Genomic DNA, 15674 nt, shown 5'->3' with positions numbered 1-15674 from the left:
GACCGAACCCACCATGACCTTTACCCAGCCTCGTTTGAGATTGCTGTCGATACTGAGTGTGACCTTGTTGGTGGTGGGCTTTACGTCCTACATCCTGCTTCGCCATAGCGGCGCGCCAGCCGATGAAGGTTTCGCTGCCGAGCAATTGAACGAAGGGAGCGTGGAAGACATCGCCACGCTGGCATTGCCCGAGGTGGAGAAACGCCTCAATTACTTGATTCAAGACACCGGTGAAACCCTCAGGTCCCTGGAACGGCTCAGTGATGTGCAATTGAGCCTGACTGTCGAGACGACCGAGCCTGCCGGCGAGCAGCCGTTGCAATACGAGCCGCTGTTTGTTCCGTTCACCAGCGCGCAGTTGAAAGCTGAATTGGCGTCGATCCAGGACTTGGGTTTTGCTCAGAAACTGTTCGCTGACGGTTCCGAAGTGCGGCTCGATACCAGTCGCCTCGATCCCCTTTGGAAGCGCGCCGCCACGCCGGAGGAGCCGACGGCCGAGCAGTATCTGCCGCAGCGCTTGGTTTTTCGCGATGGCAGCGAAAAAACCTTCGCCGAGCTCAAGGCGCCGCCCAAGGTCGAATCCGACGACATGATCGCGTCACATGACGCCTTCGCACTTGCGGTGAACAAACCGCTGGCGAGTCTCGGCCTGACGGTCGCTTACCGCAGCTATCCGGCGTTCAGGAAAGTGGTGTTGGACAAGGATCAGCCGAAAGTGACCCTGGACGACGGCCAGACCTTCCAGCTCACGGCCCTGGGTGATGGCAGCGCGTCCGTGCGCTTGAGTACGCCGAAACTGTCGACCTTCGTGGTGCAGGGGCTGGACGATGGGGGCAGGGCGCTCTACAGCAACGGGAACAGCGCCCGGGCGTTCCCCACCGAGGGCGATATCGCGGCGTTGCAGGACTATTACAACGCGCTGCTGCAGACCAAGGACGATCTCGATCAGCTCAAGACCGGCCAGGCGGTGCAACAGCAGGTGGAGCGCCTGACCGAAGCGCTGGCCGCTCAGGCGGGGCCGTTGCAAAACACCGAGGTCGACTATCGATTCGAGGCCACTCCGCAACGCATCGTCATCCATGTACTCGATCCGATGGAAGACAACCGCGTTGAGTTCACCCAGGTCGACAATGTCCTGGCAGCCCAAGCACGGTACATCGCCCTGGACCGCAAGGCCGAGCGCTACGGTTTCATCGACCAGGCTGGCCAGTGGGTGATCAGGCCCCGTTGGGTGCAGGTGCAAGATAGCGAAGTGGCCGATACCTACGCGTTGTTTTTCCCGGAGAAGTCCAGCAACCCGGAATCGGAGTGGCAGGCGCTGCGCAGCCAGCTCGCCTATTTTCCCGCTGGTAGCAACAAGCTCGTCGACCTGCCGTTCGAACACATCACCGAGGTGTTGAGCAACGACCTGTTGTTGGTGGAGCGTGAAACCAACGGCCCTTATGGGCTCTACGATGCCGCGCATCATCGGTTCGTCCTGCCGATGAAATTCGTCAACCCCACCGTGACCGATAACCTGTTCATCGCCCGTCTTGGCAAGCGAACTGATCTCATGGAAGGCCTGTACGGCGCTTATACCCTGGACGGCAAGGAGATCCTGCCGACGCAATTCTCGGGCATTGAGCACAGCGCGGGTCTGCTCTACGCCAGCTCCGCCGATCGGAGTCGTGAGGATGTTTTCGACTTGGAAGGCAAACGGATCAACCTCCCAGGTTACAACGTGATAGGCCGGTTTGTGGGGAAGCAGCCGCTGTTGGTGCAGGACACCAAAAGCAGGAAGTTCGCTTTTATCGATCGCCAGGGCGCGCGACTACCGATCAAGTTGCCTTATGACGAAGTGACGCCGTTTTCCAACGGTATGGCGGTGGTCGGGCGCGATGACAGCTACGGTGCCATCGACTTGGCGGGCCGCTTGCAAGTGCCACTGGATTACCAGCAGATCAACGCGTTCCAGACTCGGTACGCAGCGGCCATTCGGGCCGGTGGTGGTTCCGGGCTGGTCCTGATCAGTCAGAACAACAAGGTGATCAAGGAGCTGGGCTCCTACACCAGCATGAAGGTGCCGGATAACGGCAATGAGGCCCGTTACTACGTGAGGGATCCGAATAACGATGACGAGCACCTGGTCTATGACGCCGATGGCAATCTCGTGAAGAACGAGCAATAGCGGCAACTACGCTGAACCCGTGGCGAGGGAGCTTGCTCCCGCTCGACTGCGCAGCAGTCGCAAGGCGGCCTATGCAGCTTGCCCATCACATCGCAGTGCCTGGTTTTGGGGTTGCTGCGCAACCCAGCGGGAGCAAGCTCCCTCGCCACGGGGTGCCTTTGGATCAGGGGTGGCTGATGCCACAGGAGCGTGTTCGTGTCCGGATCTCAGAGCTGGCTTATATAGGTCCCCGTTCCCTTGAGGATGTTCTGCAACGTCAGTTCCACCTCCGCCAGGTCCGCCGCATCGGTGCCATGGATGATCTCCAGCACATCGTCGCCATTCAACGCATCGGCATCCGCCGGGGCAATCTCAATCAGCAAGCGGGTCGGGCTGAGGGTGACCTTGACGCCGTCCAGGGTCGACGGCTCTCCATCCAGGGCGATTTCCAGTTCGTCTTCGTCGGGGTAGCGCGTCATCAGGAACATTTCGCCCTGGGCGCTGTGGCAGCAGAGCATGGCCATGTTGTCTTCTTCGTCGTCGCACGGGTTGGCGATCAGAAGGGCGGTGGTCATTTGCATGGTGATGCTCCAGGATCGAGTGCACCGGCGGGGTGCAAAAAGTGGATTTTGCCAGCCTGAAGGATTTTCTGCTGGTTTACCGCCTCGGGGTGCCGTTTGGTCCCCAGCCTGCTAGGGTTGTTCGGTGCGTACCGGCTGTTTAGCTAGCCGATGACCGAATATGTCGCAGCGCTGCAAGCAGGCAGGATGTCGCACTCGTTAAGCTGCGCAACGGATGTATACCTGCAAAGTCCACCCGTGGTGGTTTTTGCAGGTGTCCATGACATGTAATTACTTGGAAAAGGATGTGACCTGCGGGTCCTGTCCAGCTTCACCCACCTGTCATCCTGTTTCCTCTGCCCGAGAATCAGGAACGGGATGGCCGACGGCCCCGAAAGGGGTTGCACGCGACGCTACCATCAATAACAAGCCCAAGCGGAGTACCACAGATGGCGTTCTTCACCGCAGCCAGCAAAGCCGACTTCCAGCACCAACTGCAAGCGGCACTGGCGCAGCACATCAGTGAACAGGCACTGCCACAAGTGGCGCTGTTCGCTGAACAATTCTTCGGCATCATTTCCCTCGATGAACTTACCCAGCGCCGGTTGTCCGACCTCGCCGGCTGCACCCTGTCTGCCTGGCGCCTGCTTGAGCGCTTCGACCACACGCAACCGCAGGTGCGCGTCTACAACCCCGATTACGAACGCCACGGCTGGCAGTCGACCCACACGGCCGTGGAAGTGTTGCACCACGACCTGCCGTTCCTGGTGGACTCGGTCCGCACCGAACTGAACCGTCGCGGCTATAGCATCCATACCCTGCAAACCACCGTCCTGAGCGTGCGTCGCGGCAGCAAGGGCGAGTTGCTGGAGATCCTGCCGAAGGGCACCCAGGGCGACGACGTGCTGCAAGAGTCGCTGATGTACCTGGAAATCGACCGCTGCGCCAACGCCGCCGAACTCAACGTCCTGAGCAAGGAACTTGAGCAAGTGCTGGGCGAAGTGCGCGTGGCCGTGGCCGATTTCGAACCGATGAAAGCCAAGGTCCAGGAAATCCTCGACAGCCTGGACAGCAGCGCCTACGCCATCGACGCTGATGAAAAGAGCGAGATCAAGAGCTTCCTGGAATGGCTGGTGGGTAACCACTTCACCTTCCTGGGCTACGAAGAGTTCGTGGTGCGCGACGAGGCCGATGGCGGCCACATCGAGTACAACCCCGATTCGTTCCTCGGCTTGACCAAGTTGCTGCGCGCCGGCCTGACCGCCGAGGACCTGCGCATCGAAGACTACGCCGTCAATTACCTGCGCGAACCGACGCCGCTGTCGTTCGCCAAGGCCGCGCACCCGAGCCGCGTGCACCGTCCGGCCTACCCGGACTACGTGTCGATCCGTGAAATCGACGCCAACGGCAAGGTCATCAAGGAATGCCGCTTCATGGGCCTGTACACCTCTTCGGTGTATGGCGAAAGCGTGCGGGTCATCCCGTACATCCGCCGCAAGGTCGCGGAAATCGAGCGTCGCTCGGGCTTCCAGGCCAAGGCGCACCTGGGCAAGGAACTGGCCCAGGTGGTCGAAGTGCTGCCCCGTGACGACCTGTTCCAGACCCCGGTGGACGAGCTGTTCAGCACCGTCATGTCCATCGTGCAGATCCAGGAACGCAACAAAATCCGCGTGTTCCTGCGCAAAGACCCGTATGGCCGTTTCTGCTACTGCCTGGCCTACGTGCCGCGTGATATCTACTCCACCGAAGTGCGCCAGAAGATCCAGCAAGTGCTGATGGATCGCCTGAAGGCCTCGGACTGCGAGTTCTGGACCTTCTTCTCCGAGTCCGTACTGGCTCGCGTGCAGTTGATCCTGCGGGTGGACCCGAAGAACCGCCTCGACATCGACCCGTTGCTGCTGGAAAAAGAAGTCGTGCAGGCCTGCCGCAGCTGGAAGGACGACTACGCCAGCCTGGTCATCGAGAGCTTCGGCGAAGCCCAGGGCACCAACGTGCTGTCGGATTTCCCGAAAGGCTTCCCGGCCGGCTACCGCGAGCGCTTTGCCGCGCATTCGGCCGTGGTCGACATGCAGCACCTGCTGAGCCTGAACGAAAAAAATCCGCTGGTCATGAGCTTCTACCAGCCGCTGGGCCAGGTTTCCGGCCAGCGCGAGCTGCACTGCAAGCTGTATCACGCCGACACGCCGCTGGCGCTGTCCGACGTGCTGCCGATCCTGGAAAACCTCGGCCTGCGCGTGCTGGGTGAATTCCCGTACCGCCTGCGCCACACCAACGGTCGCGAATTCTGGATTCATGATTTCGCCTTCACCGCCGCCGAAGGGCTGGACCTCGACATCCAGCAACTCAACGACACCTTGCAGGACGCCTTCGTCCACATCGTGCGTGGCGATGCCGAGAACGATGCGTTCAACCGCCTGGTGCTGACCGCCGGCCTGCCATGGCGCGACGTGGCGCTGCTGCGTGCCTACGCCCGCTACCTGAAGCAGATTCGCCTGGGCTTCGACCTGGGTTACATCGCCAGCACCCTGAACAACCACACCGACATCGCGCGCGAGTTGACCCGGTTGTTCAAGACCCGCTTCTACCTGGCGCGCAAACTCACTGGCGATGACCTGGAAGACAAGCAGCTGCGCCTGGAGCAAGCGATTCTCTCGGCCCTGGACGACGTCCAGGTGCTCAACGAAGACCGCATCCTGCGTCGCTACCTGGACCTGATCAAGGCCACCCTGCGGACCAACTTCTACCAGACCGACGCCAACGGCCAGAACAAGTCCTACTTCAGCTTCAAGTTCAACCCGCACCTGATCCCGGAACTGCCGAAACCGGTACCCAAGTTCGAGATCTTCGTCTATTCGCCACGGGTCGAAGGCGTGCACCTGCGCTTCGGCAACGTTGCCCGCGGTGGCCTGCGCTGGTCCGACCGTGAAGAAGACTACCGCACCGAAGTGCTGGGCCTGGTAAAAGCCCAGCAAGTGAAGAACTCGGTGATCGTGCCGGTGGGCGCCAAGGGCGGCTTCCTGCCGCGTCGCCTGCCCCTGGGCGGCAGCCGGGACGAGATCGCGGCCGAGGGCATCGCCTGCTACCGCATCTTCATCTCGGGCCTGTTGGACATCACCGACAACCTGAAGGACGGCGCGCTGGTTCCACCGGCCAATGTCGTGCGTCATGACGACGATGACCCGTACCTGGTGGTCGCGGCGGACAAGGGCACTGCGACCTTCTCCGACATCGCCAACGGCATCGCCATCGACTACGGCTTCTGGCTGGGCGATGCGTTCGCCTCCGGCGGTTCGGCCGGCTACGACCACAAGAAAATGGGCATCACCGCCAAGGGCGCGTGGGTCGGCGTGCAACGTCACTTCCGCGAGCGCGGCATCAACGTCCAGGAAGACAGCATCACCGTGGTGGGCGTCGGCGACATGGCCGGCGACGTGTTCGGCAACGGCTTGTTGATGTCCGACAAGCTGCAACTGGTCGCGGCCTTCAACCACCTGCACATCTTCATCGACCCGAACCCGGAGCCGGCCAGCAGCTTTGCCGAGCGCCAGCGCCTGTTCGACCTGCCGCGTTCGGCCTGGACCGACTACGACGCCAGCATCATGTCCGAAGGCGGCGGTATCTTCTCGCGCAGCGCGAAGAGCATCGCGATTTCGCCACAGATGAAAGAACGCTTCGACATCAAGGCTGACAAGCTGACCCCGACCGAACTGCTGAATGCCTTGCTCAAGGCACCAGTGGACCTGTTGTGGAACGGCGGTATCGGCACCTACGTCAAGGCCAGCACTGAAAGCCACGCCGATGTCGGCGACAAGGCCAACGATGCACTGCGCGTGAACGGCAACGAACTGCGCTGCAAGGTCGTGGGCGAGGGCGGCAACCTGGGCATGACCCAACTGGGTCGCGTCGAGTTCGGCCTCAATGGCGGCGGTTCCAACACCGACTTCATCGACAACGCCGGTGGCGTGGACTGCTCCGACCACGAAGTGAACATCAAGATCCTGCTCAACGAAGTGGTGCAGGCCGGCGACATGACCGACAAGCAACGCAACCAGTTGCTGGCGAGCATGACCGACGAAGTCGGTGGCCTGGTGTTGGGCAACAATTACAAGCAGACCCAGGCCCTGTCCCTGGCGGCCCGTCGCGCCTTCGTGCGGATCGCCGAATACAAGCGCCTGATGAACGATCTGGAAGCCCGGGGCAAGCTGGACCGTGCCATCGAGTTCCTGCCGACGGAAGAGCAACTGGCCGAACGTGTCGCGGCGGGCCATGGCCTGACCCGTGCCGAACTGTCGGTGCTGATCTCCTACAGCAAGATCGACCTCAAGGAAGCGCTGCTCAACTCCCTGGTACCGGATGACGACTACCTCACCCGTGACATGGAGACCGCGTTCCCGCCGACGCTGGTGAGCAAGTTCTCCGAGGCCATGCGTCGCCATCGCCTGAAACGCGAGATCGTCAGCACCCAGATCGCCAACGACCTGGTCAACCACATGGGCATCACCTTCGTCCAGCGGTTGAAAGAGTCGACGGGCATGAGCCCGGCGAACGTGGCCGGTGCTTATGTGATCGTTCGGGACATCTTCCATCTCCCGCACTGGTTCCGTCAGATTGAAGCCCTGGACCACCAGGTTTCGGCCGACGTGCAACTGGAGCTGATGGACGAACTGATGCGCCTGGGCCGTCGCGCCACGCGCTGGTTCCTGCGCAGCCGCCGCAACGAGCAGAACGCTGCCCGTGACGTTGCTCACTTCGGTCCGCACCTGGCTGCGTTGGGCCTCAAGCTCGACGAACTGCTGGAAGGTCCGACCCGCGAAGGCTGGCAGACCCGCTACCAGGCCTATGTGGCCGCCGGCGTGCCGGAGTTGCTGGCGCGCATGGTTGCCGGCACGACGCACCTGTACACCTTGCTGCCGATCATCGAAGCGGCCGACGTTACCGGTCAGAACGCCGCCGATGTGGCCAAGGCTTACTTCGCCGTGGGCAGCGCCCTGGACATCACCTGGTACCTGCAACAGATCAGCGCACTGCCGGTGGAAAACAACTGGCAGGCACTGGCCCGTGAAGCGTTCCGTGATGACGTCGACTGGCAGCAGCGGGCGATCACCATCTCGGTCCTGCAAGAGGGTGATGGCGCCCAGGACGTGGAAACGCGCCTGGCACTGTGGCTGGAGCAGCACCACGAAATGGTCGAGCGCTGGCGTGCCATGCTGGTGGACATCCGTGCTGCCAGCGGCACCGACTACGCCATGTACGCGGTCGCCAACCGCGAGTTGCTGGACGTGGCAATGAGTGGTCAGGCGGTCGTGACGGCCAACTGATCCGACGTTGAATGAAAAAGCCCCGCATTGAGAGATGCGGGGCTTTTTTGCGTTCAAAATTCACTGCGGACCCCTGTGGGAGCGAGCCTGCTCGCGATAGCGGTGTATCAGCCAAGTTCAATGTAGCTGACCCACCGCCATCGCGAGCAGGCTCGCTCCCACAGAGGAATGAAGTACGATTAAGTTAGTTTTTCAACGGAATCAACACCGCCTCATCCTCTCCCATCACCATGAACACCAGCAATTTAGCCGGTTGGCTCGCGCTGGCGTTCTTCGACACCAGGTGCTCGGAACCCGCCGCTTCATACCAGAATTCCCCAGCTTTGTAGGTCTTCGCCGCCTCGCCCTTGACCTGGGAGGTGATGGCGCCTTCGAGTACGTAGGCCATGGCCGTGCCTTCGTGTTTGTGGGCGATGGACGCTTGGCCCGGGGCGTAGTTGACGGTCAGCATCATGGTTTTTTTGCCTGGAACGTTTTTCAGCATTTGCTCCTGCAACACCGTGACCTTCTCCGAAGGCGCGGCTTCGTGGGCATAGATCTGGGTAATGGGCAGCAGACTGAGGGCGGCGATCAGACAGAGTGTTTTCATGGGGTATGGCCTATTGGGTTTCGAGTGATTTCGCGCTGGCGCGGCGATGGACTCACCCTAAGCCCCAGGGCGGGGCAAGCAAACGTCCAATCTTTCGGAAGGTGGGTAGACCAATTGGCTGGGTCGATGAAGCCATTGGCCGATGGAGCTTTTGTGGCGAGGGAGCTTGCTCCCGCTGGGTGGCGAAGCCGCCCCAACACAGGCGGCGCATTCAATCAGAGTCTTGCGTCTGCTGCGCAGCCGAGCGGGAGCAAGCTCCCTCGCCACAGGTGAAGTGCCTGGCGGGAATAGGACCGTGGGCTCAAACAATCGGAAAACTATTGAAATCCACGCTTCGAGCCAGGCGGTTGTCGATCAGGCTGATGAAACCTTGCACTTCAGGACAGTTGAAGTGGGCTTGCATGGCCGCTTCCGATTGCCAGCGGGCGCTGACGTTCCAGCGGTCGCCATCGTCGGGGCAACGGTCGACCAGGTAGGCATCGCAGCCGGGCAGGGCGCGCAGGGTCTCGACGATTTGCTGCAATTGCCGGCCCAGTTCTTCCGAGCGACCGGCGGCGGCTTGCACCTGTACGGTATTGATCACTTGGCGAGACATTGTTCAGGCTCCTGAATCAAGTCGGACGGGGTTGCTCATTCTCAATGACACCCGTGCAGGATAGGCCTGGCGGCGCAAGGCTCAAACAGCCAATGGGCGGATAAATGCCCAGTCCAATTCTCAAGCCACCTGCTGCAGAATGTTGCGCAAACGGTCCAGGGCGATATCGATGTCCAGGGTTTCGATCGCACCGAAACCGAAGAACAGGCCCGGTCGTACGGGAACATCATTGAAAAACCCCTCGAGGCTGTAGAGCCCGACCTCGGCTTTTTTCGCCAGCTCGATCACCAGCGCCAGGTCCATCGGCACCTTGCACAACACCGCCATATGAAAGCCCGCGGTGGTCGGCACGGCCTCGAACCAGGGTGACAAGTCCCCGGCCATGCGCGCCAGGATCCGCTCGCGGCGCCCGGCATACAGGGTGTGGCAGCGGCGGATGTGCTTGAGCAGGCAGCCTTCGGCGATGAACTTGGCCAGCGCCCATTGGGGCAGGGTGGAGGTGTGCTGGTCGGTGAGGCGCTTGGCGAGGATCACGGCTTCAAGGATCGCCGGTGGCAGGATCGCGTAGCCAAGCCGCAGCTCCGGCAACAGGGTCTTGGAGAAGGTGCCGACGTACGCCACGATCCCACGCTCATCCAGGCTTTGCAGTGAGTCGGCGGGCCGACCCTCGTAGCGGAATTCGCTGTCGTAGTCGTCTTCGATGATGATCGCCCCCAACTCATAGGCCCGCGCCAGCAACGCCTCGCGGCGGGCCTGGCTCATGGGCATGCCCAGGGGAAACTGGTGGGAAGGCGTCACGTAGATTAACCGCGTGCCGTCGGGGATCAGGTCCACCCGCAGGCCTTGATCGTCCACCGGCACCCCGGCCACCGTGGCGCCCTGGGAGCCAAACAGCAACCGCGCCGGCGGATAGCCGGGGTCTTCCATGGCCACCAGGCTGCCGGGACGGGTCAATACCCGCGAGATCAAGTCCAGGGCTTGCTGCGCGCCGTTGCACACCACGACGTCTTCGTCCTGGCAATTGACCCCGCGGGAAAACGCGATATGCCGGGCAATGGCATTGCGCAGCGCCGGCAGGCCTTCGGGCTGGCTGTAGAAGCCCTTGGCGCTGGCGATCTGGCGCAGCGCGTGGGCGGTGCAGCGCCGCCAGTCGTCCAGCGGAAACTGCCCTTTGCCGGTGGCGCCACCGATGAAGTCGTAGCGCAGCGCACCTTCGAGGGTGGGATGGCGCATCAGGTCGGGCATGGTGCGCCAGGCCTCGACGACATCGGCACCGGCCAGTTCGCGGTGGCTTTGCTTGCGTACCACTTTGGCCGGCCGCGCATTGATGTAGGTGCCTTTGCCGATAATGCCAGTGAGGAAGTTTTCGTAGGTCAGTTGGGCGTAGGTGTCGGAAACGGTCTTGCGCGAGACACCCAGTTGCTCGGCCAGCAGGCGGCTGGGCGGCAGTTGAGTGCCGGCGGCCAGGCGGCCGCTCTCGATGGCGCTGCGCAATTGTTGATACAACTGGCCCGACAGGTCCTTGCGGCCGTTGATGACAACATGAAGTTCCATACCCGCAAGCTCCTGGGCGATTGGTCGGCGGCCAGCGTCAAAAGCGCAAGATTACCCGCATTGTGCGATTGCGTAGAAGTTGCGTGGGGAAAATCCCGTCGATTGGACTTGTCTCCGTTTTTTTCGCCGAATTGGACCTGTCATTGACCGACCCCAGGGCCTACCGTGGAACGCTCGAACGCCACGGAGCCCGCCATGAGCCCGCGTCTGGATTACTACGCTGCATCCCCTGGGGCGATGAGGGCCATGATCGGCCTGGAAGCCCTGACCAGTCGCCTGAGTATTGAACCGGCGCTGCTGCACCTGATCAAGATCCGCGCTTCGCAACTCAATGGCTGCGCCTTCTGCACCGACATGCATTCGGTGGAGGCGCGACGCCAGGGCGAGACCGAACGACGGCTCTACGCGGTGGCGGTATGGCGCGACAGCGGTTTCTTCTCGGCCCGCGAACGCGCCGCCCTGGCCTGGACCGAGGCGGTCACGCTGTTGGCCCAAAGCCAGGTCCCCGACGACGTCTACGCCCAGGCCCAGGCCTGCTTCAGCGAGGAGGAACTGGTGGACCTGACCCTGGCGATCAGCACCATCAACAGCTGGAACCGGTTGGCGGTGAGTTTTCGCCAGAGCCCGGGGGGGTGATCCGCGAAAGCCAACTGTGGGAGCAAGGCTTGCCCGCGATGAACGATGATGAGGTGAATCTGGCGGACCGTGTTGCCTGGATCGCGAGCAAGCTTTGCTCCCACAGAGCAGGTCTGTCGTGTCCCTCTATTTATTTCCATTGGGCAGCGGTGAGGTGTTGGCCGGTACCGGCGGCCGCTGGGGCTTGACCGAGGTGCCAAACGTATTGCCCATGCGCACCCCCGTGGCCGCCGGGGTCGCCAGGCCGACGCTGTTCGGCGCGCGTTCGTTGACCGGTACGTTCATGGCCTCCTGGGCCCGTTGCGCTGCGGTTGCGGCCTCGGGGTCATTGCCCATCTGCCGGCTCAGGCAGTTGTAGTCGGGCGTCTTGTAGCCACCGATGGTCACCTCGATACAGCCCGGGGCCTCTTCGCCCTGGGCCCAGGGCATGGCCATGAGCAACCCGAGGCCCGCCACTCTTTTCGTCCACTGTTTCATCACCGACCTCCTGGCCCGCCATGCAAGACGGTTCGTTGTCAGGGCATCAGTCTAGTGCGGCCTGGAGGATTTGTATCAGTTGTCATACGACATTCATAAACACCCCTCAGGATGACGATTTTCAACGGATACGTCAGTCGTGCAGCAGGGCAGAGCCGGGGGCGGACGCGGGCGTGGATTGATCAGGGCGCCCTTGGGGTGGCTGGTGGTGTTGCTGTGTCTGCTGACCGGGCCGGCCCAGGCAGTCGACTGGGTAGACCTGGACATCGCGCCCCAGGAATTGACCACGGCGTTGGAACAGTTCAGTCGTTTTACCGGCATGGCCGTGCTGGTCGACCAGCAGCTATCGGACCAGCGTCATACATTGGGTGTGCAGGGGCGGTTCACGCCCTCCGAAGGGTTGCGGGTGTTGCTCAGCGGCACCGGGCTGGCGGCGCATTATGCCCGGGCGGACGCGTTCACGTTGCAGCCGGTGCGGGTCCGCGAGGTGCCGCTGCCTCCCGGCGTTGGCCCGGGCTTGAGTGACGGTAACTACGCGGCAGCCATCCAGATGGTCATCCAGCGCAATTTATGTCGTTCACCGTTGACCCGCCCAGGCAGCTTCCGGGCGGTGTTGCAAATGTGGATCGGCCGGGACGGCGTGGTCCAGCACAGCCGCCTGGTCAGCTCCACGGGCGACCTGCTGCGTGACAAGGCCTTGGTCAACAGTTTGCAAAACCTCAGGATCGACCGCCCGGCGCCCAGTTCGCTACGCCAGCCGGTGACCCTGCTTTTGTTACCCGACTCATCAGGAAGAAGCATGGAATGCACAACAGGGGAAGGGGTGTCCGGGCGATGAAAGACATCGGCCGCAGCCCGTTGGTGAAGCTGTTCCTCACCTCTTATGAGGATTTCAGGGTGCGCTTGCGCCGGCGCTTGGGCTCCGAGGAACTGGCCAACGATGTGCTGCATGAAACCTACCTGCGGGTCGATCGCATGGTCGACACGTCGGACATTGCCCAGCCCAATGCCTATTTGTATCGCATGGCCCTGAACATTGCCGCTGACCGTCGGCAGGCCGATGCACGCTTGCTCACCGGGGATGAAGTCGAGGAGTTGCTGCAGGTCTCGGATGAAGCGTTGGACCCGGCACGAGTGGTGGGTGGGCAGAAGGAGTTGCAGACGTTGCTCAAGGCCTTGTATGAACTGCCGGCGCGGCGTCGCAGGATTTTCATCGCCGCCCGCCTGGAAGAAGCGCCGCACTTGGAAATCTCCCAGCGCTTCGGTATTTCCACCCGTATGGTGGAGAAGGAAATCAAGGCGGCGTTGGGGCATTGTGCCCTGCGCCTGGAAAGAAAAGTCATTCAGCGGTTCGGTCCCGGCGCGGGAAAACCGTCTTGAGAGTAGAGACCCGACCCTTTCATGAGTGTGTGTGCGCTTGAACATCTTCAGCATCGTTTCCCCTGACGCCACGCCCCAGGCCAGATTGGCCAGCGAGGCCCGAGACTGGCTGATCCTGCTGACCTCGGGACGCGCCACCGTGGCCGACGCCCGGGCCTTGCGCCAGTGGTGCGGGCAAAGCCCCGAACATGCGCAAGCTTTTGAACAGGCCAAGGCGTTGTGGCATGGGCTGCAACCCGCCGCCACCGCATTGCAGGCGCCCCGGCATTTCGGCCGTCGGGCGTTGTTGGGTGGGGCAATCGCTGCATCGGCGGCGTTCCTGTTGATCCGCGCCACGGTGCCCGGCGGTATCTCCGGGCTGGGGGCCGACTACATCACCGATGTCGGCGAACAGCGCCGGGTGGAGCTGGCCGAGGGCGTCAGCCTGGAACTCAATACCCAGACTCGCCTCAGCTACCGTTCGCTGGCCGATGGCGGGCAAGGGTTGGAATTGCTCAGTGGCGAGATTGAAGTGCAGGGGCGCGGTGCCCAGGTGGTTAGCGTCCAGGCCGGCGCCGGTTGGATCAGCGCCGCCCGGGCACGCTTCAACATCCGCTACACCGATCAGAGTGTCTGCGCGACTTGCCTGGAGGGCGTGGTGCAGGTCGAGGTGCAAGGCCAGCGGTTTCGTTTGGAGCCGGGCATGCAGTTGACCTATGACCCGCGCCAGGTGGGCACTCCCGAGCGTGCCGATGTGTCGGCGGCCGTTGCCTGGCGTGAGCAGGTCTTGGTGTTCAACGACGCGACCCTGACCAGCGTCATCGATGAAATCAACCGCTATCGCCCCGGCATGTTGCTGCTGCTCAACCGCGAGTTGGGCCAGCGCAAGGTCCAGGCACGCTTTCGCCTCGACCAACTGGCGGGCGTGGCGCTGTTGATCCGCGATGCCTACGGCGCCAAATGCACCGAATTGCCGGGTGGGGTGGTGGTGCTGAGCTGAGCCTCGCCCCGCAGTGCCTGGGCCGGCCTCATCGCGAGCAGGCTCGCTCCCACAGTGGATTTGTGTTGTGGCCAGGGCTTGAGATCACCCATTAACCCTGTGTGTGGGCTTGCTCGCGAAGGCGGCCTCACAGTCGACATTGATGTCGAGCCTACAGGCCTCTTCGCGAGCAGGCTCGCTCCCACAGTGGATTTGTGTGGTGGCCAGGGCTTGAGATCACCCATTAACCCTGTGGGAGCGGGCTTGCTCGCGATGGCGGCATCACAGTCGACATTGATGTCGAGCCTACAGGCCTCTTCGCGAGCAAGCCCGCTCCCACAAGGACCAGTGCTAGGGTCCAATAACTACCTACTCCAGCGGTCCAAGCACCTGTCGATATTTTTCTACGCCCTGAGGCGTCTGGCGAGTCAGGCTGATCTCGATGCCCGCGGGGTTTTCCTGGCGGTTGCCGCTGAGTTTGCGCCAGCCTTTTTCCGTGTCCCAGTACCGCAGCCCGGCGTCGCTGACGTCGCTGAGCACCGCCACGCCCGGGCCGGGTGCGGGCAGGGGGTAGCGATTGCGGGCCTGGCCTTGGGCGCGGTAAAGCGTGTCGCCCTTGAGCCACCAGCGCACCCGTTGCAACTCGCCTTCCTGGGCCGCCGCCACGCGGATCACATCCAAGCGAAAGCCCCGGCCCTCGGTGCTGCGTACGGTGAGGGCAGGCGGGGCGGTGGAGGGCTGGTCGTCGACGCCGGGCTTGACTGGTTCACTCAGCTCGATACTGGCGCGCAGGTCAACGTCGCGTTCCAGTTGATTCAAGACGCGCAGCAACGCTTCGGTCTGCTCGGTGCTGGCCTGCAAATGGCTGTCGGCCCGAGTCACGCTGTCCAGCCCGCGCCAGGCGATCAGGCTGACCACCGCCATCAGCAGAATCGCCACCATCACTTCCAGCAAGGTGAAGCCGGTCTCCCGCGCGCTCATTGGAGCTGCACCCGCCCGGCGGCACTGCGTTGCACGGTGAGACTGTTCTGGCCGTCCGACAAACGGATCTGCAAGGGCTCGCCGATCCATTCGGCATTCAGCACCACCCGCTGCCTGGGCTCCACGCGAACCTCCATCGACGGGCTCTGCCAGCGCCGTGGACGCAGTTGCGGGTCATCTTTGAAGCGATCGAGCCCGGCGCCTCGATCGGCGCGGCGACTGAAGCCAAAGCCCTTGGCGTCCCAGCGCCAGGTAATCGGCCGCCCATCGCTGCGAGCCTCGGTCTGGGCCAGTTGCAACAGCTGCACCAGCCGTTCGCCATCCTGGCGCAGCAATTTCAACGGGTCCGGCTTGATGCTCAGGCTCACGGCGGCGCTGGCGATGCCGACAATCACCAGCACGACCATCAGTTCGATCAGGGTGAAGCCGCGTTGCTTGCCGAGGTTCATGGGCGCTCCTTTGCGTGAGCGTCATCCTGCA

General features: G+C 62.5%; 13 protein-coding genes. 6 read left to right on the top strand and 7 right to left on the bottom strand.

The window, feature by feature from the left end:
- The first annotated feature begins 13 nt into the window (after positions 1 to 13).
- Positions 14 to 2167, top strand: coding sequence for a WG repeat-containing protein (locus J3361_RS14950; protein WP_207965234.1), 2154 nt, complete (start codon positions 14 to 16; stop codon positions 2165 to 2167).
- Positions 2168 to 2373: 206 nt separating this feature from the next.
- Here J3361_RS14950 and J3361_RS14945 read toward each other — a convergent pair whose 3' ends face one another.
- Positions 2374 to 2727, bottom strand: a complete 354-nt coding sequence (locus J3361_RS14945; RefSeq protein ID WP_186704901.1) for a hypothetical protein — start codon at positions 2725 to 2727, stop codon at positions 2374 to 2376.
- Positions 2728 to 3155: 428 nt separating this feature from the next.
- Between J3361_RS14945 and J3361_RS14940 the strand changes: the two genes are divergently transcribed.
- Positions 3156 to 8024, top strand: coding sequence for an NAD-glutamate dehydrogenase (locus J3361_RS14940; protein ID WP_207965233.1), 4869 nt, complete (start codon positions 3156 to 3158; stop codon positions 8022 to 8024).
- A gap of 184 nt (positions 8025 to 8208) precedes the next feature.
- Here the strand turns inward: J3361_RS14940 and J3361_RS14935 are convergent, their stop codons facing one another.
- From J3361_RS14935 to J3361_RS14925, 3 genes are all read right to left on the bottom strand, one after another.
- On the bottom strand, positions 8209 to 8613 hold the full coding sequence (locus J3361_RS14935; RefSeq protein WP_207965232.1) for a cupin domain-containing protein: 405 nt from the start codon (positions 8611 to 8613) through the stop codon (positions 8209 to 8211).
- Between the two features lie 301 nt (positions 8614 to 8914).
- Complete coding sequence (locus tag J3361_RS14930; RefSeq protein ID WP_122566412.1) at positions 8915 to 9208, bottom strand: antibiotic biosynthesis monooxygenase family protein; 294 nt, start codon at positions 9206 to 9208, stop codon at positions 8915 to 8917.
- Positions 9209 to 9328: 120 nt separating this feature from the next.
- The gene (locus tag J3361_RS14925) at positions 9329 to 10762 is read right to left on the bottom strand and encodes a PLP-dependent aminotransferase family protein (RefSeq protein WP_207965231.1); all 1434 of its coding nucleotides are present in this window, start codon (positions 10760 to 10762) and stop codon (positions 9329 to 9331) included.
- A 195-nt stretch (positions 10763 to 10957) separates the two neighbouring features.
- Here J3361_RS14925 and J3361_RS14920 point away from each other — a divergent pair, with 195 nt between their 5' ends.
- A complete protein-coding gene (locus tag J3361_RS14920; RefSeq protein WP_207965230.1) occupies positions 10958 to 11398 on the top strand; it encodes a carboxymuconolactone decarboxylase family protein in 441 nt (146 codons plus the stop codon).
- 126 nt (positions 11399 to 11524) lie between these two features.
- On the opposite strand, the gene J3361_RS14915 is transcribed toward J3361_RS14920, so the two are convergent.
- Positions 11525 to 11875, bottom strand: a complete 351-nt coding sequence (locus J3361_RS14915; protein WP_207965229.1) for a hypothetical protein — start codon at positions 11873 to 11875, stop codon at positions 11525 to 11527.
- A gap of 205 nt (positions 11876 to 12080) precedes the next feature.
- Here J3361_RS14915 and J3361_RS14910 point away from each other — a divergent pair, with 205 nt between their 5' ends.
- From J3361_RS14910 to J3361_RS14900, 3 genes are read left to right on the top strand one after another with little or no spacing between them, the layout of a single operon-like run.
- A complete protein-coding gene (locus tag J3361_RS14910) occupies positions 12081 to 12713 on the top strand; it encodes a secretin and TonB N-terminal domain-containing protein (protein WP_207965292.1) in 633 nt (210 codons plus the stop codon).
- Positions 12710 to 13255, top strand: a complete 546-nt coding sequence (locus tag J3361_RS14905; RefSeq protein WP_207965228.1) for a sigma-70 family RNA polymerase sigma factor — start codon at positions 12710 to 12712, stop codon at positions 13253 to 13255. Before J3361_RS14910 ends, J3361_RS14905 begins: the two co-directional genes overlap by 4 nt.
- A 37-nt stretch (positions 13256 to 13292) precedes the next feature.
- Positions 13293 to 14234, top strand: coding sequence for a FecR domain-containing protein (locus J3361_RS14900; protein WP_207965291.1), 942 nt, complete (start codon positions 13293 to 13295; stop codon positions 14232 to 14234).
- Positions 14235 to 14582: 348 nt separating this feature from the next.
- On the opposite strand, the gene J3361_RS14895 is transcribed toward J3361_RS14900, so the two are convergent.
- Positions 14583 to 15194 carry a type II secretion system protein GspJ gene (locus J3361_RS14895; RefSeq protein ID WP_207965227.1) on the bottom strand — a complete coding sequence of 204 codons (612 nt, stop codon included), beginning with the start codon at positions 15192 to 15194 and terminating at the stop codon, positions 14583 to 14585.
- On the bottom strand, positions 15191 to 15643 hold the full coding sequence (gene gspH / locus J3361_RS14890) for a type II secretion system minor pseudopilin GspH (RefSeq protein ID WP_207965226.1): 453 nt from the start codon (positions 15641 to 15643) through the stop codon (positions 15191 to 15193). The genes J3361_RS14895 and gspH overlap by 4 nt, the downstream gene beginning before the upstream one ends.
- Positions 15644 to 15674: the final 31 nt, after the last annotated feature.

This window comes from Pseudomonas sp. OA65, assembly GCF_017498305.1.
GTDB classification, from domain to species: Bacteria; Pseudomonadota; Gammaproteobacteria; order Pseudomonadales; family Pseudomonadaceae; genus Aquipseudomonas; species Aquipseudomonas zanjanensis.
Note: the sequence above shows the minus strand (reverse complement) of the source record. Positions and strands in the feature narration are given on the sequence as shown.